The organism is Dysgonomonas termitidis (assembly GCF_054657735.1).
Genome location: NZ_BAAHYD010000003.1, coordinates 740649 through 760519 on the forward strand (window position 1 = coordinate 740649; position 19871 = coordinate 760519).

Genomic DNA, 19871 nt, shown 5'->3' on the forward strand with positions numbered 1-19871 from the left:
GATTAATCTACATTATGTAAATCGTGTCCCATACGCTCTTTTTTCGTATGCATATAGAACTCGTTATATTTGTTGGGTGTGATTTCGATAGGTACGTTGCCTACTACAGTCAGCCCGAAAGACTCCAGACCTTTTCGCTTGACAGGGTTATTAGTCAATAAGCGCATTTTACTAACGCCTAATTCCCTGAGAATAGCTGCACCTACGCCATAATCTCGTTCGTCGGCACGATAACCCAGATGAAGGTTTGCATCTACTGTATCGTATCCTTCCTCCTGAAGTTTGTATGCTTCCATTTTAGCCATTAGCCCGATTCCCCGTCCTTCCTGATTGAGATATACGATTACTCCTTTTCCTTCTTTCTGAATCATTTCCATCGACTTGTGCAGCTGTTCTCCGCATTCGCAACGCATAGAGCCGAATATATCGCCTGTTACACAGGAGGAATGTACCCTGACGAGGATAGGCTCATCTTTTTCCCATGTTCCTTTTATGAGGGCCACGTGTTCCAGCCCTGTCGATTTTTGCTTGAAGGGAATCAAATGGAAATGCCCGTATTCGGTAGGCATATTCACTTCGGCGCCTTTTTCTATCAGTGATTCTCTTTCGAGTCTGTATTTTATAAGATCGGCTACCGATATCAGTTTCAGGTTATATTTGTCGGCCATTTCGCGTAATTCGGGTAAACGCGCCATCTCGCCATCTTCTTTCTTTATTTCTATTAAAACTCCTGCGGGATATAATCCGGCAAGGCGGGCAAGGTCTACCGATGCTTCGGTATGTCCTACACGGCTAAGTACCCCTTTGTCTTTTGCCCGTAGAGGGAAAATGTGTCCGGGACGGCCGAAATCTTCGGGTTTAGTGTCTTTCCGGGTTAGGGCGAGTATCGTTTGCGCCCTGTCGTAGGCCGAAATTCCGGTTGTTACACCATTCTTGAGTAAATCTATAGATACTGTAAAAGGCGTGGCGTGAGTCGCAGTATTGTGGGTCACCATCATTGGCAGATCAAGTTCTTCGCATCGCTCTGCTGTTATAGGCGCGCAAATCAGCCCTCTGGCATGTGTCTCCATAAAGTTTACTTTTTCGGGAGTGATGGCTTCCGCGGCAATGATGAGGTCTCCTTCATTTTCGCGGTCTTCATCATCGACAACAATAACGAAGTTGCCATTCCTTATTTCTTCTATGGCTTCTTCTACTGTATCCAGTTTTATTTTTTCCATATTATATATCTTTCCTTAAAAACTTAAGAGTATGAAATGATTTCAACTTCTTTTTTATCCTTGCCTATCTGTCTGGTAACATAGAAATATACGAGAGGATAGAACATAAATGAGAATATTACAATAAAGAAATGGTATAGTTTAGACCGCTTCTTAATATTGGTGTAAAAAGCAAAATAGTAAAACATCGACCGTATAAACAAGAATAGATATGAAACGTCGATGATCCATGAAAACCCTGTCAGATTGGTTATCAGGAGAAAGATGCATAAGATATAACCTGCCATAGTCCATTTAGAACTATAGTCATACAGGAATTCGGCATTATCCATATATTGTGCGTCTTGTTTATCTATGATCCCGCCTATTTCTGCTCCTCTTTCTTTCAGGATACTCAGGGCAGCCAGCTGCGTATCCTTTTCGTAATTGTATTTCTTATAATTCTGTATCAAATCCCGTAGTTTGTCGGTATCCATAGCGCGCAGACCATTAAGGATTTCGGGTTGAAGATCGAGCTCCGATACATCAGGTATTTTCTTGACAATAATATTGCGCCTTTCATCGCTGATCTTTGGAGGAGTCTTTATAAAGAAGATCTTCCGTATAAATTTACCATATGCTTCAGGATTGAATAAGGCGGAATCATTCATCGCTTTATAAGTGAGGAATACGCCTAACGGGAATAATGCGAATGAACTGAGCCACATACCCTGCCACGCTTCCCAGACGCCGTCGCGCGCCATTTTATACCCGATATTGTCTATTATATAATAGACGATGAATAAAGCGACGGACACAACCACAGGCATTCCTAATCCACCCTTGCGGATAATAGCACCCAAAGGCGCACCGATGAAGAAAAAGATAAGACAGGCGAAAGATAAGGTGAATTTCCGGTGCCTTTCTACTTCATGATATCTGATATTCTTTTGAAGTCCTGCTTTTTGGGTAGACTCCAGCATATTATACCGGCTATTTTCCGCTTCGCTGGCAGCAGACATTAAATGTTGCGCCATTTCTTCTTTACTGTAAGAGTTCAGCAAGGAGTCGAAGTCGATTCTGGCCGGTTGTTCCTTTTTTAGAGAAACTTTTGGCTTCTCAATTTTTAGCGAGTCGGTTTCTTTTATCCTATTTTGGTATGCTTCAGTATTCCGGTATGCGAAATATGTGTGTTGCCCTATTATTTTCCGGTCCCTGATATTTACACTATCCAGCCGTACACTCATGGAGTCGATAGATCGAGAGAGTTGAACGATATTCTTGGATATCTGTGTTCCTTCCAGATTGGATTCGTCCATCCGGTCAAATCCGGTATTAAAAGGAATGATAACTTCTTTTTCTTTAAAGTTCTCCCGGCTATATGGCACAAACTGATTGTTGCTTCTACTGCTCGTGTTATTAATTTCAGCTTGCCGGAAATTAGAGAATTGCTGTCCGTGGTACAAATTTAATAAAAGAAAGGTTTTATCTTCCGAACCTCTCATTAGAGCCGAATCGCAAACTATGACAGCCATGTTGTCAAATCCCTTGGAGGTATCGTATATCATGACTTCGTGCAGCATCTTGGTTTCACGGTTTTTTTTCTTCACATACAGGTTATAGTTTGGGATGTCGCTATAGAAAGAGCCTTCCGGAATGTCCAGTTCGGGCGATTTTTGTTTGATTGACCATAACAACGCCCTGAGTTTAACCTGGATACGAGGCATTGCTTCATTCTGGAAAAAGAATGCACCCACGGATATAAAAGCGACAAGTATTATCAGAGGTCTCATTGCCTTGAGCAGCGAGACTCCGGATGCTTTGATGGAAAGGAGTTCGAGCCGTTCGCCCAGATTACCGAATGCCATAAGTGAAGCTAACAGCAGAGATAGGGGTAAAGCCATCGGTATCAGCTGGAAGGCGGCATAAATGAAGAGTTCGGCTAAGACAGAAATCTCAAGCCCTTTCCCAACAAGGTCCTCAACATAGCGCCACAGGAATTGCATCAGTACAATAAACAAACATATCACAAATGTCATAGCAAAGACAGGCAGGAATGTTTGGATGACGAATGTATATAGTCGTTTAATTTTTAGCATTAACTACAGAAACTCAAATTGTGTACAAAAGTAGTAAAAAGAAAAATGTTAAGGCAAATATTATCATGAAAGATGTCATTCTTAATTTTTATTAGTGAATTTATACAGGCCTACAAGCTTCATTGGAAGACCGGAGGGAAATATTTTTGTTATTTTCGAGCCGGAAGTTTGTATTATATAAAATAATCTTCTATTTTTGCACCCGCTAACATAAAGTTGGCGGGATAGCTCAGCTGGTTAGAGCGCATGATTCATAATCATGAGGTCCGGGGTTCAAGTCCCCGTCCCGCTACGAAGAAAAGGGAGGTTTACACAGCGTGTAAACCTCCCTTTTTGATGCACATACCTAAATTGAGAAAAATGAAGAAAGCCTATCCTTTTGTACTAGTTTCTCTATGATTGTCCGGTTTCTTTTTTGGGGTTCATTCCTCTGGATTCTTGACTACCAAAAGCACGGTTCTTTCTCCGTCATGATTTTAATTTAATTACTGTTTAATTTTTTACTCATTCCAATATTATGACGGAGAGTTAGTTCCTCCAATATTTCACCCCAATCAATCTGCAGATAACCAATCAATCTCTATTTTATTGGAACTTTTTGTTACTACATATAAGTTGTGTATCCCTCGGTTGAACCTTTGAACAGGTACCGTGGTTATTTTCCAATCTTTGCTTGCCGGGACTTTTATCTCGGCAAGAAGTGTACCTCGGATTCCATTTAGGCGAATCTCTATAATACCACCCTTTTCTGACAAGGTTTTTGCACTCACTGTTTTCAGGTCTTTGTCTCCGAAATCAACACTGTTGTACTGGATCCATGCATCAGTGGAGTTAAATACAGTTTTCCACCCATTGAACTTGTTGAGTGTATCCAGAAATTGAATTTCAACGCCTTTTTCGCTTATCTGATTATAACGATCGATTTGTATCTCGCGGGTTGCATCGGTTAAACCTACTCCGCGTAAAGTGGCAATTACTTTACGAATAGTACCGTCGGGGTTGAAGAACAAACTATCGATACGGGCCGAACGGTTTTTATCAAACCCGGGAGATAAATCATTATGATGGTAAAAGAGATACCACTGATCCTTGAAATTCAGGAGTGAATGATGGTTTGTCCAGCATCCTGTAGACGATTCATCCATAATTACCCCCGTCATTTTGAATGGCCCGAGAGGTTTGTCACTCATTGCATATTCGAGCCTTTCAGTCTTCTTTTCGACATGTGGAAATGTCAGGTAGTATATTCCGTTATTCTCAAAAACAAAAGGCCCTTCCTTTAGTCCTTTTTCGGGTAAATCTTTCAAAACAACGGGCTCCGATTCGAGCTCCGTCATATTTTCTTTCAGTTTGGCTCCGTAAATATTTCCTTGCGACCAATATAAATACGCCTGGCCATCTTTGTCTATGAATATACAAGGATCAATTCCACTGACATTTTCAATGGGTTCAGGTAGCGGCATATATGGCCCTTCCGGTCTATCGGCAATGGCCACACCTATACCAAACCCTTTTCTCCCATTCAAATCAGTCTGTTTTATATTGGCCGGAAAATAGAAATAATATTTTCCGTTCCGCTCTATACAATCGGGTGCCCACATACTGTAAGACATAGAATCGACCCAGGGTACTTTATTCTGAGTAACGATGATTCCATAGTCTACCCAGTCTGTTAAATTATCCGATGAAAATACATGGTAGTCCTCCATGCAAAACCAGTCTTTCCGGAGATTTTTACCGTCAGGAGCCTGAATGTCATGTGATGGAAAGAGGTACACCTTTCCGTTGAACACCCTGGCTGTAGGATCTGCCGTAAACTGATTAAGGATAATCGGGTTCTGAGCAAATGACAATTTAGATAAAATCACCAGCAATAAAATGGCGAATGTTTTATATTTTTTCATTTGGGAACTATAATTTTTTAATGAGTAATAGGCCGTATTAATTCAAAATACGCAAAGTATTACATATCAATTCATACATCTTTACTTACTTTCAGATATCTTATCACTGATATGGAAGTAATCAAAATCAGCATATCCGCCAGCTATTTTCGACGAATAATTGTATAATCCGAAACGGTAGCCCATAAAATGTTCCATTAACGTATATTCCATTTTAAGCGGTTGTCCAATGTTATTCCACGTTTTTCCATCGAGGCTGTAAAAGAAATATGCTATGTCAATTTTATCCCTGAAATCACATTCTATTTTTAGATAAATATTGTTCTGAAAGACAGGGATGCTCTGTAACTCGGTAGGTTTATCCGTTTTGTTACTAACCATATAAATATATTTGTTATTACCTTCTTTCTTTACTCCTACCAACCCGAACTTTCTTTGCAATGCACACAATCCCGCAAAATCTCCGTCCTTTAAATGCGACACATCCAGCAATGTCGTACCTGAACATACAGGGCCAAAAGTGCGTTGGGTAAGAGTATTGCGTGAATGGAGGAATAGCGAGTCGATACGGTTGGTTTTGAGACGTAAATATCCCCGACGCTCTGTTACTGACCATAAGTTATTATCAGGATTGTGATTCCACTGCCATACTAAAGGTAAAGCAATCTCACCCTTTTTACGGGTAAACTCGTCGTTGTTGACTATACCCGGAATCAAACTTTTATTGGCAGGCAAGTCAAGTGTTTCCGGAACTTTGCCATTGATGCCGAGTATAGGCCAGCCATCTTCCCATCTGACAGGAACCAGGTACGGGATACGTCCGACTGAGCCATAATCGCGGAAAAGGTATGAATACCATGTGCCATCCGGCATATCTATAAGCCCGCCTTGAGCCACTCCCAGATCTTTCAGTCCTACACGGCCTTCATAAGGACCGTTAATCTTATCGGCGCGATGGATTACGACTGTCCGCATAGCACCTTCTCCTCTAGGCCAGGTAATGTTGAAAAGATAATATTTACCATTCACTTTGAAGAGTTGCGACCCTTCTGCACCTAATCCCGGTTGCCCGGAAGGAGCCGTGGCATTTTCTATCAGAGTATGGTCGGTTCCTTCTTTGATGCCTGTAAGCTCATCATTCAACTCTACGATATTAAGTTTGTGATTTCCGTAGATCAGGTAATTTCGTCCATCATCATCAAAGAATAAATTGCAATCGTGGTAAGACGGGCTGAAAGATACCGCTTTCCAAGGGCCTTTTTCTATATCTTTTGTAGTATAGATATATGTTTTATTTGTTGTTTGGGCAAAGGTTGTGACATAGAACAGGCCTTTATGATACCTGATAGTACTGGCCCATGAACCTCTGCCATAAGTACTTTTGCCATTCGTGAGATTCAATGCGGCCACATCGGCGAGGGTATCGTATGCATAGCTTACTATTTTCCAATTGACCAGATCATTCGACTTCATAATGGGCACACCCGGATTCATGTGCATAGTTGTGCTCGACATATAATATGAATCGCCTGCACGAACCATTGACATATCGGGTACATCGGCGAATATGATAGGATTATGACCTTTTTGATTTTGTGCTGTGGCTTCAACTAATAATATTGAAGTGGTCAGTACCATAAAATAGGAGAAAAACTTCTTAATCATTTCTATTTGTTTATTTTATTGTTGATAAGCGTAGAGTATTGGTAAATATTATCGTGCACTACGAATTGACATTAATTTTCATCAAAAACCCAATAATCAAAATTAAACAATTCGCGTCCGGCAGTAATATTCTGGCCATTAAAGCAAAAAAAGACATCGTGTTTCCCTGTTACTTCCTGTTTTAGTTCCATCGTAAAAGTTTTAAATATTTCCCATCCACCCGTACGTGGTAACTGCACAGATGAAATAATCGGTCCGGAAATACTATCGAGGCGAACTTCCAAAATTCCGCCGTCGACTCCGGCAGCCAAAGAGGCCGAAAAAGACTTGGGCGATTTAATTCCGAAGTTCACCTCTCTAACCTTTGTATAACCATTCATACGAGTAGCGGTAACATATACCCCAATATCGGTACTTTGATCTATAGAGCATTTTTGGGACCAAGCCATCGTTTCAGCTTCAACACGTTTGTATGGATTTATTTCACCTACCGGTTCAGGCCCTTCTTTAGTAGCTGTTACAGCAGGAATAGTTCCGTCGACATTGTAAGTGAATTGTTCTATACATGAAGCTCTGCCATAGCTGCCTCCGTTGGGTAACAAACCACTGTGATAGAAAAGGTATGAATTACCTTTGTAGTCAATAATACCACCATGATTGGTAAAACTGTTCAGTTTCTGGTCTTCCATAATTTTTCCTTGATATTTCCAGGGGCCTATAGGACTTGCGCTTGTAGAGTAAGAAAGTGTTTCACCACCCTTTCCCATTCCTGCAAACATCATGTAGTATAAATTGTTCCGTTTATATAACCAGGGACCTTCTACAAACATGTCTTTGTTGGGTGTTTCAGCGTTTTTATTACCTCTTATGCCTCCAAAGGATTCCATGGTAATTGGAACGGTAACTATATCACCCGAATAGGAAATCATATCCTTATTCAACTTTACATAATAAAGACTACCGTTTCCCCAGTAGAGGTAAGCCTGGCCATCATCATCTATATATACTGTCGGGTCGATATTCGACCAACTTCCGTTAATGATTAATGGTTTACCAAGCGCATCTTTGAAAGGCCCGGTGGGAGAATCGGCTACCGCGACGCCTATTGCCATATCGTTTTGGGTACTTTGAGCACAGATATACCAATAAAATTTGCCATTGCGCTCGATACACTGAGCAGCCCAGGCACGGTCACGTGCCCATTCAAAAGATTCGAGCGAAATAGGGCTCCCATGATCTGTCCAGTTAACCATGTCGGTAGAAGACATTACACGCCATTTGGTCATATAATAAAAATCAGTTCCGGGAATATCGTCGCCTGTGTACATATACACCGTTCCATTGTAAACCATTGGTGCCGGATCGGGTGAGAAATGCGTTTGAATCACAGGATTGTCGGCTAAACTCATTGAGAATGAAGCTGCCAGGATGCTATATATTAAAAAAAACCTTTTCATATATGTATTATATTTAAATTAAAATAATTTGATGGTATAGCTAAAAGACGTATTATCAGCATATACCTTAAATTTTTCAAGAGGTTGGGGACCGCAGCTATTCGATCCCACGCCCAATGTTTTAGTGGAAACAATCAACACTGTTGCGGTGCTGGCCGGTAAATCAATTTTATATTCAACCGGATACATTTGCTCATCGGTATGAGGAATTGCCGACACCTGCATCAGATTTTTATCCGGTTGAACCAGCAATGAAGGCATATCCTTGCCTTTTAATTCTGCCCACCGTACTTCTTCATGGTTACCTCGTTCCATTGGCTTTTCATATTCATATTGTTCGTTTACGCCGATTTCGTATAATCCTATATCAGCAGCGCTTTTGCGGTCCGAGTAGTTCTCGAACGGACCACATCCGAAAAACGCCATACGGTCCAGCTTTTTATCAAGTAACATACGCACTCCTATTCGGGCCAGATTGATACGAAAACCCACAAATTGAATGTGGTTGTCCACCTTTACAGAGCCATCTCCCCGAACTAAATAAGTGGCGGAATGATAAACTCCAAAACCGTCTTTTCCGTCGGCCTTAGTTATTGCAGTTACCTTCACCGAAGTATTATCTATAATTTCTGTTTTGAAATCGACCAAAGTATATTTAAGTGTGGTAACTCCAAATTTTTCCCATTGCCTATATGCCCAATCATCATCGTTGCGATGCGAAGCGCGCCACAAGTGTAGTTTAGGTCCACCATCGGCCGTCAAAAGTTCAGTGCCATTTTTGGTCAACCGGGAAATAAAACCCGTTTTCTTGTCAAAGCTTACGGAAAAATCTTTACCCGAAATAATAGCAGATTGCGTATTTTGAACGAGTTTCACCGGTTGGGTTACTTTAGTTTCGATCACCGGAGGAGTATTGACCGGAAGTTTAAACTGCGCAGAAGCCACTTCAAAACCTTTATCCGCCCAGAATGTTTTTTCCTTTTGTTTATATGAAATACGCAGGAAATATTCGGCACCGGCTTTTGGTTGTTCTATTTTATACGGGATATTTGCTGTAAAGAGTCCTTTTCCCCAAGTAGGGTGTATTCTTATTTTTCCGGTATCAATCTCTTTCCCGTTTTCGCTCAAAGTCCACGATAGATCAAAACCATCCAAAGAAATAAACTGGTATTTATTTTTAATATGAATGCTTCCGGTTACAGCGTCAACTAATTCTGTGTCAATCCATTGAAAAGCCTTTTTCATTTCCGGGAAATGAGGTTTCATCTTGTTTCCCTCTGTTGCCCTGTCGTACGAAACTACCCCTTTGTGTATAAAGTAATGATCGTTAGGAGCTTCACCAAAACCACCGCCGTAAGCTAAGATGGGACGATCAGGATTACGTTTGTTCCACAATGCCTGATCCTGAAATTCCCAAATGGCGCCGCCTAGTATTTCAGGATAAGCGTCAAATACTTTGGAGTATTCGTCAAGTGACCCCATCGAGTTGAACATTGCATGTACAAACTCACAAACGTAAAGAGGTTTATTCATTCCCCAGTTTTTAACCATATCGGCGTAATCGGCCGCAGTACCGTACATACGTCCTTCCAGATCGGCAGGATTATTTCTGCCGGCTCCAAAGCGTTCGTAATGGACAAACCGTGTGGAATCGATGGTTTTCACTGCATTCATAGCAGCTTTCAGGTTGGAACTTATTCCTCCGCCTTCGTTACCAAGAGACCATATAATCACCGAAGGATGATTCTTGAAATTTTCTGTATTTGCGACATTACGGTCGACAATAGCAGCTTTTATAGTGGGTTCTTCATCAAACCGTGTGTCATAACCGTGATATTCCATATTGGCTTCTGCTACCAACCAGATTCCCCATTCATCACACAACTCGTACCAACGGGGATCATTAGAATAATGGCTGGTGCGCACATGATTACAATTACCTTGTTTAATTGCCTTTAAATCGAGAATCATTTGTTCCTCGGTAATAGCATGCCCTACATCCGACCAATGTTCATGGCGGTTTACACCTTTCAACTTGATTGGTACACCATTAACCGTAAAAACACGCCCTTTGATTTCTATCTTTCGGAATCCGATTTTTTGAGACAAAATTTCCCCTTCCGAATTTGTCAGTACCACCGTGTATAAATCAGGAGTTTCGGCAGTCCATTTCGCAGGATTCGATATTTGCATTTTCACAGTCAATACTTCCTCCTGATTAGCTTTCAACGATGTGCCTATAGTGTTGTTCTTAGCTATTTCCTTGCCTTCTTTGTCGTAGAGCGTGGCTGTGAATATCTGAGGCTTCGCAGTTTTATCATTATAATTTTTGATTTTAGCTGTCACACTTAAAGTAGCATCTTTGTAGTTTGTATCCAAATCCGTTTTCACAAAAAAATCGCGGATATGTACCTGTGGAGAGCTCCAAAGTATAACATCACGGAATATACCGTGTAAACGCCACATGTCCTGATCTTCCAACCATGTACCTGAACTGTATTGATAAACTTCTACGGCTATCATGTTTTTGCCCGGTTTTACATACTTTGTAAGGTCAAACTCGGCAGCATTACGGCTGTTTACGCTGAAACCTACTTTTTCACCGTTGACCCAGATAAAAAATGCACAATCCACACCATTAAAAGTGATGAATATCCGTTGTCCCTTCCATTCCTCCGGCACCACGAAGTCACGGCGATAACTACCCACCGGGTTGCGTTCTTTGTAAGCCGTGTACCATTCCTCGGGCTGACTCATTACCCGTGGAAAATCTTTTTTTATGGTGTAGCCCAAATTCCTGTAAAAAGGCGTGCCATAGCCGTGCACTTCCCAATTTGAAGGAACAGGGATTTCTTTCCAATCCGAAACATCAAAGTCGGATTTGTAAAAATCCACCGGGCGTTTATCGGGCGCCGGCACCCAGTTAAATTTCCAGTTGCCATTGAGGCTTTTGCACAATGACGACGCATGGCGTTTGGCCGTCAAAGCCTCCTGCAAGGTGGCGTAAGGCATCAAAGTGGCATGGTAAGGCTCTTTATTGATACTAAGGCACTCCGGATCTTCTATTTCAGGAGGAATTAGATTTCCTTTTGAAGGCTGAGCACCAATCCTAACAACAAAAAGAGACAATAAAAACAATGCTAATAAAATACTCCTTTTCATAAACAGAAAATTATTTGTTATATTTTTTATAATTGCTAATATATCAGCGGATAAATATCTGTAAATTGAATTAGTCAACCTTAATTCATCGGACTCAGGCAAGCTGCAAAACCTCCTCTCCTGAGCAGCTTTACATCTACTGATGACGTTTTATTCACAACTAAATATTGGGTATAAAACTCCTTGTCGTGCTTGCCGTCCGTTATCAAAATGAGTTTATATTTTACTCCTTCCGGTAAAAAATTGAACGATAATTTCTTTCTTTTTTCCATCATATTGTCAGCATTTATTCCTCCTATGTACCATTCGTTATCCTTCTGTCGGGCAATTATGATGTCCTTGCCGGGGTAGCCCTCGAGTAATTTCGTATTATCCCATGAGTTAGGAACATTTTTCAAAAATGTCTTGGCAGCATCGGGTAATGTGTAATATCCTTCGGGCCTGTCGGCAAAATGCTGGACGCCTGACTCAAACAATACACTTAAAGCAAGTTCATGTCCGTATGTTGTGATATGTGGAAATTGCGAATTGGTAAAAGTTACGGGCGTATAATCCATAGCACCCACCACATTGCGTGTAAATGGAAGAATCGTATTATGCTCCGGTGCAGTAGTGGTGAATTCAGGGCCATTGTTATACCATTCGGCTCCTCGAACACCTTCGTATGTCATCAGGTTGGGGTAAGTACGTGCCCAACCACGGGGCACTAAGCAACCATGAAAATAAACTAACATTTCAAATTTGGCTGCATCGTCCAGAATATCCAGATAATACTTGATCATATCCTGTTTCTCGCTTTCGAAGAAGTCGATTTTCACACCCACTACTCCTAGTTTTTTCAGTTTTGTAAATTCTTCAATCCTATTTTCGTGTGTAAGCATTCTGTCTTTAGGAGTTGATCCAACCCATGTATGATCGCCTCCGGAATTATACCACATCAGAGGTTTAATCCCTTTTGAATGAATGTATGTAAGTGCGTCTTCCAATTTTCCCCCATCGCCCATGGAGTCCCATTCCCAATCAAGCAAAGTATAAGGCCATCCCATTCCGGCTGCCAAGTCGGCAAATGCACAAACAGTTTTGTAGCTGCGTGTCCCATGGTTATCCGACCAATAATTCCAAGATGCCACCCCCGGCTTAATCCAACCCGTTTGAGATATTACCGATGGGGGACAAACGTCATCAACTAAAGTAGATTCTACAATGTCCGCAAGGCTTCCGGCTATAATTACACGCCAAGGTGATTTCCATGGTAAAGAGATAGTCGGTAAAGACTCTCCTTTTCCGCGTCCGTTCCATTGATCGGGGAATATAAGTTTATATTTTGTTTTATCAGAGACATTGGAGAGTTTTGTTCCGCAATAATTTCTATCCAGATCGGCTTCGTGTATCAGATACCAGGAATCTTTTTCAGGAGTATTGAAGAGTGCCGGATAGGCCCAATCCTGCTGCACTTCCCCATCTTTCATAAAAGTATATATACCTTCGTTTGCAGGATTAAATTTTTGCAGCCATCGTTTGGTGCTATCTGGAATCGAGTAAGCAGTGAGTTCATCTTTCATTACAAATGACCCCGACTTTTCAGGAAACTCATAACGAAAAGCCACACCATCGTTGTAAGCTCTCAGTATAAGGTTCATTTTGGCGTTTAAAGGATTTTCAAAGGCAACCACCACTTCATTGGCCGAATTAGAACATTGAGATCGTTTGCCATGTATGGCCGTATATTCTTCATTAATCAACAATATTTTTCCCGCTTTCAAAAATTTCAGTTCTTTTGAAAAATCCTGATCGCTACGATTGAGGCCTAAAGCAATTTGAGGTATTACTTCAGATGTTTTACCTTCATCGGAAGATTTCACTTTTAAAAACCATTCTCCCTTCTCCGTGCCTTGTGTATTAAAAAGTTCGACGATTATTTTCCGGTTCGGTGAGAGAACTGTTGTTTTCTGGGCTGAAAGCGACAATACTATTGATAATAATGGCAAGACAATAAATGTTTTCCTCATGTTTTTTGTTTCCCGGATAATTAAATGATTACTATTTTGAGTATTTATTTTCTTTGCAACTGACAAAAAAATCAACCATTAGTTTCAGGTTTTCGGGTACATGCACTCCCGGCCCGTGTTGACCGCCGGATACCAGATAAAAACGGCTCGGTACTCCGGCCTCCTGAAGCGCTTCGAAGAGTAGCTCGCTCTGACAGTAAGGTACCACCCGATCTTTGTCACCATGGAAGATCAAAAAAGGCGGATCAGTGGAATCAATATATGTGATAGGGCTTGCCAGCGAGCATTTATCCTTGTTTTCCTGAATCGGACCTCCGATATAAGCCGATGCCGGCGAGTTAGGGGCATTATGGATAAAATCCGTACCACCACAGGAATCCATCGCCAGCATATCGGTAGGACCAAACCAATCGACCACGGCATCGACAGAACTGCTAAATTGGGTGTACGGGCCGATGCCTTCCATGTCAACAGTTGTATTACCGTGAGTACATTGCTTCACAAACCGCGACGTGCCGGCAATTGCCGCCATATTACCGCCTGACGAGCTACCCGAAATTTCCACAAAGGTGGTGTCAAGCCTATATACAGAAGCATTAGCACGTATGAAACGGATGGCTGCTTTTATGTCGTTGACCGGAACAGGGAACTTGGCATCGAGGCTCGAACGGTGATTCGGTGTGACAACTGCAAAGCCGGCATCGAGCAATGCTTTGCCAACCGTATTCATATCGGCTCCCTTCCCATTATTGGAGAACCATGCGCTCCCGTAAATATAAATTACGACTGGATAGCTGCTCTTTTCTACCTTTGGCAGATAAATATCCAGACGGTGGTAAATGGCTGAGTCCCCTATGTAACTCACATCTTTCCAGTTTTGAGAATATTCCTGTCCGAAACAGGTTAAGGATAGAAGAAAAAGGGCTGTTAATATATAATTTTTCATTCAATTGAATTTTTCAAAGAATTATTATAATAAGATCTTTCGACTTTATTTTCAGATTCAGAGCTTTCTATATATTCAGTTTGAGATCTTCTACGCACTATCTAAACAATAGAGGGGCAAGTTCCCGCAGGCTTCTGCGCCATGTGAGAAACTCATGAGCCGTATTATTGGAAACATAAGAAACTGCATTGATACCGGCAGACCTTAGTTCTTCTGCGGATTGCGTCACTTTATCCGGATTCTCACGGCTTCCGCAACTCATAAAGACAAGTTTCAGCGCCGATTTGTCTTTGATGTCGGATGGGGCATAAGTACCGCCACTGAGAAGACCGTAATGCGAAAAAATATCCGGACGGGCCAGTGTGATCATCCTTGTTTCCATTCCACCCATCGAAAGACCGGCCATTGCCCTATTAGGCTGATTCGCTAAAGTTTTGAAATTAGCATCGATATAAGGGATAAGTTCATCGATCAAAACGGTTTGGAAGTGTTCGATTTTGAAATCTCCAATTCGCCCAAATTTGGTATCGTTGGTCATGCCATAGGTCATTACGATAATAAAAGGTTTTGCTTTTCCTTCAGCTATCAGGTTATCCATGATAAGGTGTGCGAAACCCTGATTCGTCCATGCCGTTTCATCCTCGCCCCAGCCATGCTGAAGATATAGAACCGGATAGCGCATATCTGGATCTTCTCCGTATTTGGGGGGAGTATATACAAAAGCCCGACGCAAGGTATTGATGCTTTTTGACGGGAAATACACCTGGCTCACAAGCCCATGAGGTACATCTTTTAGTTTATAAAAATCTTTGTCGGAAGCAGGTATTTCGATTCCGCTTTCCCAACGGTTCGATCCAAAAAAATTACATGCACCGGGGTCATTGAACATACCTCCGTCTACTGTCAGGTGATAGTAATGAAAGCCTTCATCCATTGGCCCCTCAGTGGTTCCCATCCATGTTCCGTCTTCTGCTTTTTTCAGAACAGTACCCCCTCGTCCGCCTAAACCGAGGCTAACGGATACATTTTGGGCATCAGGTGCTGCGATTTTGAAGCGGGCATAACCTTGCGAGTTTACCTGTGGGTACAACTGCCCCGGTTGGTTTAGTCCTGAGGGGCTGAAATCTTCTTTAATGTTTTGTGCTGAAGCAGAGCCTATGACAAACAACGTTGTCAACAAAACGGTTGTGATCTTTTTATTCATGGTTATTTGATAATTTTAATAAGCGGTTATTTTTAAGTTCCTTTTTCCGGATCTTTTAATCGAATTTACATTTTAATTATTTGAAAATCAATCCTGCAAACTGATGCAACGATCGTCGCCATGTAAGCCATTCGTGAGAAGTGCCGGGAGATTCGTAGTACATATGTTTTATTCCCGTTTTTTCCATTTCTTTATGGAAACTATTGACTGTTTGATACATATTAGCAGGTTCGTCTGTCCCGATACTTAAATAAACCACTTTCATTTTTTGATTGAAAGTATTCACATCAGCCCATACGCCATTGTACATTTTAGAAAATTCATAGTCTTGTTGTATCGATCCCCCGCCGCTAAACCCGCCAACGTAAGCAAATTTGTCAATGTTAGACATTGCTATCTGGAACGATTGGAAACCTCCCATCGAAAGTCCGGCCATAGCACGATGATCGCGGTCTGAAATAGTCCGGAACTCTTTATCGATCATTGGAATAATTTCCTGCATGAAGACATTCTCCAGCGTTTTGTTCTGAAACAAACCTCTTATACCCTGCCCGGATTGTCTTTTGTTGTTATCCGGATCAATAGCATAGCCATTGTCCATCACTACAATCATTGGCTTAACTTTTGCTTCGGCAATCAGATTATCCATAATCGCATCCATCTTTCCCTGATTCCACCAGCCTGTTTCGTCTTCACCACCTCCATGTTGCAAGTACATCACAGGATAACGTTCCGAGATGTTGGCATCGTATCCGGCAGGAGTGTAAACGAAAGCCCGGCGCCATACTTTGGTTATATTAGAATAATAACGTACCTGACGTATTTGTCCATGAGGTATGTCTTTGATATTATAATAATCTACTCCTTTTTCAGGAATATCAATGCCGCTTGCCATACGGCTCATGCCATAGAAAGTCTGGCTTCCGGGATCGCAGACCGCTACCCCGTTTATCAGAATAGAATAATAATGGAACCCTTCTGCGATAGGATCGGTAGTGATAGCCCACGAGCCTTCTTCTTCCTTTACCATGTCGTATTTCCTACCGAGATCAACCTGTACTCTTTGTGCATCAGGAGCTTTAATCCGGAAAAGAACTTTATTATCCGGCAAAATTTGAGGGTATTGCGCTCCCGGAACGTTGGTGGAAGCCGGAACCGGAAACAGGTGTTCATTCGGAATATTACTATACAAATCTATCAGTTCAGTTGTTACAGGTTTAAATAGTAATTGGGAGAACATATATAAGTTTTGTTTCCATATTTTGAAATCATGATAACCGTCAGGGATTACCTGATAGATGTGAGCGATTTGATTTTGAGCCAGATATTCATGAGTGCGTTTGCTAATATTAAGTAAACCATCTTTGTCTCCACACGAAATCCATAGTAATTTCAGGCTGCTCTTCGCTTTCTCAGGATCAGGTAAGAGCATTTGTGGTTCCTTAGTATTGGGTGCGGATGAGAAACCTCCAATCCAAGCAAATTTATCCAAATTGCCTAATCCAAAATTCAAAGACTGTCCGCCTCCCATCGAAAGTCCTGCCAGGGCACGATTTTCCCTGTTTTTAAGTACCGGAAATTTTTTCTCTACATAAGGTATTAGGTCATTAAGTAAATCTTTTTCGAAAGTGACAAAAGCCTGTACCTTTGGAGCTTCCATAATATTACCTATGGCCCGGTCATCCTTCATCGCCCGCCCGTTGGGTAGAATTACGAGCATAGGCACTATTTTTTTATCAGCGTACAGATTATCCAGTATCACCTGGGGATCACCATGGTTGAACCATTCTTTTTCATCCCCGCCGATACCATGCAACAAATAGAGAGTTGGATATTTTTTGTTTTGCGAATACCCCGGAGGGGTATAAACCAAAGCTCTGCGATCAGCACCGACGGTGGCTGAAGGATATGTTATCGTATCTATCTTCCCGTGGAAAATCCCTGTACGGAGCATGTCGTAACCTTCCGGGGCACTCAGAATATTCTGGCTGTTTGCAGAAACACTGAATCCCCCAATTAATAAACAGAGTAAGAATATATTTTTCATCTTTCTGAGATAAAATTAAAATAGCAGGATGCTATTATTTAAAATATATAAAACAGTTTTACAACCTGATATCATTACCGGAAGTTGCATATAACCCTATCAAAGCCCCGGTAAAGCCTCCGGCAACATTCGTAGAAAGAATATCGCCGGATACAGTTCCTCCCAGATTATTAAAGTTAGTGTTATCCATCGAATAATTGAATCTATATTCGTCTTCCTGAGCTGATACTTGCAGGCTGACAGGCTTGCGTACATCTATTTTTTCGCTGGCGATGATTGTAGATTTACCTCTTTCCGTCCTTTCCAAGACCAAATAATAGTCATTCCCCTTTTTCGTGAGACCATATACATAATTGAACGATTCGCTTTGGTAACACGTGATGCCAGCTAAATCGTTTTCTGACTTAGGAAGATAATCCAAGGTGACTGTAGCTGTGAAATTTTTATGTTGTTGCCTGTAAAACAATGTGGATATTGGTTTTGCTTCTTTAATGGTGATCGAAAAGGGATTTATTTGTAATCCTTTCTTTGTTATTTTAGTAAAATCTTCCCGCCAGCTTCTTACGCCGATCCATCTATCGTCTAATTTTTCTGATGAAAAATTATCGGTGAAAGTGAAATTTCCATTCGGGAAAAAGCCATTCTTTCCGGTTTGATTACTTACTCCTTGCGGCATCTTCAATTTAGGCTCCATTGGTATAAGCCCATTTTCAAAAACTGGGAATGTACCACTCCAATCTACAGGCAATATAAATGTCTCGCGGCCTGTATTTACCCTATTCTTTTCATTTGGACGAATAGCCAGAAACACTCCATAATATTTACCGTCCGGGCCTTCTACCAAATCGGCATGGCCAGCCCAATCTACTTTATCGACCCTGTTATGTGGAAAATATCTTTGGGTTAATATAGGGTTGCTCGGAGCTGGGGTATATGGCCCTTTGGGTGAGTTACTTATAAAAATAACTTCGCTGTGCCAGCCTCCTGTTCCTCCTTCTGCGCACATCAGATAATATTTACCGTTTTTCTTATAAATATGAGGAGCTTCGATCCATATCGGTTTTTTCGTAATATCGACTCCGCCATTGACTACTATTTGATCGGTACCCTGGATTATTTGATCATTTTCCAGGTCATACTCCCAAATTTTGATTACACGATGCCCATTATATAATCCTTCACCTTTATTTGGTGCGTCGTTATGTACTACATAGGCCTTACCATTATCATCAAAAAATAGGGATGGGTCTATGCCATCGAATTTAAGTTTGACAGGGTCTCCCCATCCTTTATGAGGATCTTTCGTCTTTGCTACTATATTTCCAAATCCTCCGGCAAATTGGGTAGTAATCATGTAAAAGGTATCGTTGTATTTATTATATCTGATGGCAGGAGCATATATACCCATGCTTATACCTGCTGTCTCCACCTTCAATTGGGAAGTCTGGTCAAGAACATGTCCTATCTGGGTCCAGTTGACCAAATCCTTGGAATGGAAAATAGGGACTCCCGGGACCATTGCGAAAGATGAGCAAACTAAATAATAATCATCTCCTTTACGGGTAATACTAGGGTCAGGATAACAACCCTGAAGAATCGGATTGTAAAATTCATCCGCTTTCAACAGATTTTCATTATAGACTTTATCATCTCCCTGATATACAAAGTTTGTAAATACAGGAGGGGTTGTTGTAACTTTGCCCTTTTCCCCGACAGCGCGCATGGCAGGGATAGATGTAAGCAAGAAAAAGGCCGTTAATATAATTGACTTGTACTTTCTTGATAAAATTGACTTTGACTTGATCTTTTTCATTATATATTAATTTTAATCTTATTGACATTTTATTTTAAAACTATTTGGGTATAATTCCAAAGTAGCTGGATTAATCTTAAATGGAATCCTATGGACTTGTCTTTCCAATGGTTTGTTAATTCTTCCATTGCCATGTTTACAGCCAGGCTTTTATATTATGATATTATTGATTTCAATTTAGCTATATTTCAGTAAAATGTAACCATAAGTGCCTTCTGTTTTTTGCCTGGGACAAAAGATATCTCAATATAAAATAATCATGAAATAAATATTACAGAATGTCATACTATATTCTGAATAATATTGATATTAAATACAAGGGCGAATTTTAATCCGCCCTTGCAAAAAAAGAGGCATAAACCTAAA

Annotated in this window: 11 protein-coding genes and 1 tRNA gene; 1 reads left to right on the forward strand and 11 read right to left on the reverse strand. The window is 41.1% G+C overall.

Annotated elements, in window-relative coordinates; genetic code table 11:
• Nucleotides 1-2: 2 nt before the first annotated feature.
• Complete coding sequence (locus tag ACYQ3L_RS24310; RefSeq protein WP_379993676.1) at nucleotides 3-1220, reverse strand: bifunctional 3,4-dihydroxy-2-butanone-4-phosphate synthase/GTP cyclohydrolase II; 1218 nt, start codon at nucleotides 1218-1220, stop codon at nucleotides 3-5.
• 23 nt (nucleotides 1221-1243) lie between these two features.
• Nucleotides 1244-3298, reverse strand: coding sequence for an LptF/LptG family permease (locus ACYQ3L_RS24315; protein ID WP_379993675.1), 2055 nt, complete (start codon nucleotides 3296-3298; stop codon nucleotides 1244-1246).
• Between the two features lie 218 nt (nucleotides 3299-3516).
• Here ACYQ3L_RS24315 and ACYQ3L_RS24320 point away from each other — a divergent pair.
• Nucleotides 3517-3590: transfer RNA gene (locus tag ACYQ3L_RS24320), tRNA-Met, on the forward strand.
• A gap of 262 nt (nucleotides 3591-3852) precedes the next feature.
• On the opposite strand, the gene ACYQ3L_RS24325 is transcribed toward ACYQ3L_RS24320, so the two are convergent.
• The 9 genes from ACYQ3L_RS24325 to ACYQ3L_RS24365 form a co-directional block, all read right to left on the reverse strand.
• Nucleotides 3853-5202 (reverse strand): family 43 glycosylhydrolase, encoded by a 1350-nt coding sequence (locus tag ACYQ3L_RS24325; protein ID WP_379993674.1) that lies wholly within the window; start codon nucleotides 5200-5202, stop codon nucleotides 3853-3855.
• Between the two features lie 81 nt (nucleotides 5203-5283).
• Entirely contained in the window at nucleotides 5284-6867 is a 1584-nt protein-coding gene (locus tag ACYQ3L_RS24330) for a glycoside hydrolase family 43 protein (protein WP_379993673.1), read from the reverse strand.
• Nucleotides 6868-6938: 71 nt separating this feature from the next.
• Complete coding sequence (locus ACYQ3L_RS24335; RefSeq protein WP_379993672.1) at nucleotides 6939-8324, reverse strand: glycoside hydrolase family 43 protein; 1386 nt, start codon at nucleotides 8322-8324, stop codon at nucleotides 6939-6941.
• An 18-nt stretch (nucleotides 8325-8342) separates the two neighbouring features.
• Complete coding sequence (locus ACYQ3L_RS24340; RefSeq protein WP_379993671.1) at nucleotides 8343-11486, reverse strand: glycoside hydrolase family 2 TIM barrel-domain containing protein; 3144 nt, start codon at nucleotides 11484-11486, stop codon at nucleotides 8343-8345.
• 80 nt (nucleotides 11487-11566) lie between these two features.
• Nucleotides 11567-13495 (reverse strand): glycoside hydrolase family 97 protein, encoded by a 1929-nt coding sequence (locus ACYQ3L_RS24345; protein WP_379993670.1) that lies wholly within the window; start codon nucleotides 13493-13495, stop codon nucleotides 11567-11569.
• A 31-nt stretch (nucleotides 13496-13526) separates the two neighbouring features.
• Nucleotides 13527-14441: a prolyl oligopeptidase family serine peptidase gene (locus ACYQ3L_RS24350; RefSeq protein ID WP_379993669.1), complete on the reverse strand. Its 915-nt coding sequence runs from the start codon at nucleotides 14439-14441 to the stop codon at nucleotides 13527-13529.
• A 97-nt stretch (nucleotides 14442-14538) separates the two neighbouring features.
• A complete protein-coding gene (locus tag ACYQ3L_RS24355; protein WP_379993668.1) occupies nucleotides 14539-15645 on the reverse strand; it encodes an alpha/beta hydrolase-fold protein in 1107 nt (368 codons plus the stop codon).
• A gap of 76 nt (nucleotides 15646-15721) precedes the next feature.
• On the reverse strand, nucleotides 15722-17692 hold the full coding sequence (locus tag ACYQ3L_RS24360; protein ID WP_379993667.1) for an alpha/beta hydrolase-fold protein: 1971 nt from the start codon (nucleotides 17690-17692) through the stop codon (nucleotides 15722-15724).
• Between the two features lie 58 nt (nucleotides 17693-17750).
• Nucleotides 17751-19505: a glycoside hydrolase family 43 protein gene (locus ACYQ3L_RS24365; protein WP_379993666.1), complete on the reverse strand. Its 1755-nt coding sequence runs from the start codon at nucleotides 19503-19505 to the stop codon at nucleotides 17751-17753.
• Nucleotides 19506-19871 lie beyond the last annotated feature (366 nt).

Bases quoted from the DNA above. Each gene is read 5' to 3' on its own strand.
- ACYQ3L_RS24365 (WP_379993666.1), bottom strand. From the start codon at position 19,505: ATGAAAAAGATCAAGTCAAAGTCAATTTTATCAAGAAAGTACAAGTCA.
- ACYQ3L_RS24345 (WP_379993670.1), bottom strand. From the start codon at position 13,495: ATGAGGAAAACATTTATTGTCTTGCCATTATTATCAATAGTATTGTCG.
- ACYQ3L_RS24350 (WP_379993669.1), bottom strand. From the start codon at position 14,441: ATGAAAAATTATATATTAACAGCCCTTTTTCTTCTATCCTTAACCTGT.
- ACYQ3L_RS24335 (WP_379993672.1), bottom strand. From the start codon at position 8,324: ATGAAAAGGTTTTTTTTAATATATAGCATCCTGGCAGCTTCATTCTCA.
- ACYQ3L_RS24355 (WP_379993668.1), bottom strand. From the start codon at position 15,645: ATGAATAAAAAGATCACAACCGTTTTGTTGACAACGTTGTTTGTCATA.
- ACYQ3L_RS24330 (WP_379993673.1), bottom strand. From the start codon at position 6,867: ATGATTAAGAAGTTTTTCTCCTATTTTATGGTACTGACCACTTCAATA.
- ACYQ3L_RS24360 (WP_379993667.1), bottom strand. From the start codon at position 17,692: ATGAAAAATATATTCTTACTCTGTTTATTAATTGGGGGATTCAGTGTT.
- ACYQ3L_RS24325 (WP_379993674.1), bottom strand. From the start codon at position 5,202: ATGAAAAAATATAAAACATTCGCCATTTTATTGCTGGTGATTTTATCT.
- ACYQ3L_RS24310 (WP_379993676.1), bottom strand. From the start codon at position 1,220: ATGGAAAAAATAAAACTGGATACAGTAGAAGAAGCCATAGAAGAAATA.
- ACYQ3L_RS24340 (WP_379993671.1), bottom strand. From the start codon at position 11,486: ATGAAAAGGAGTATTTTATTAGCATTGTTTTTATTGTCTCTTTTTGTT.
- ACYQ3L_RS24315 (WP_379993675.1), bottom strand. From the start codon at position 3,298: ATGCTAAAAATTAAACGACTATATACATTCGTCATCCAAACATTCCTG.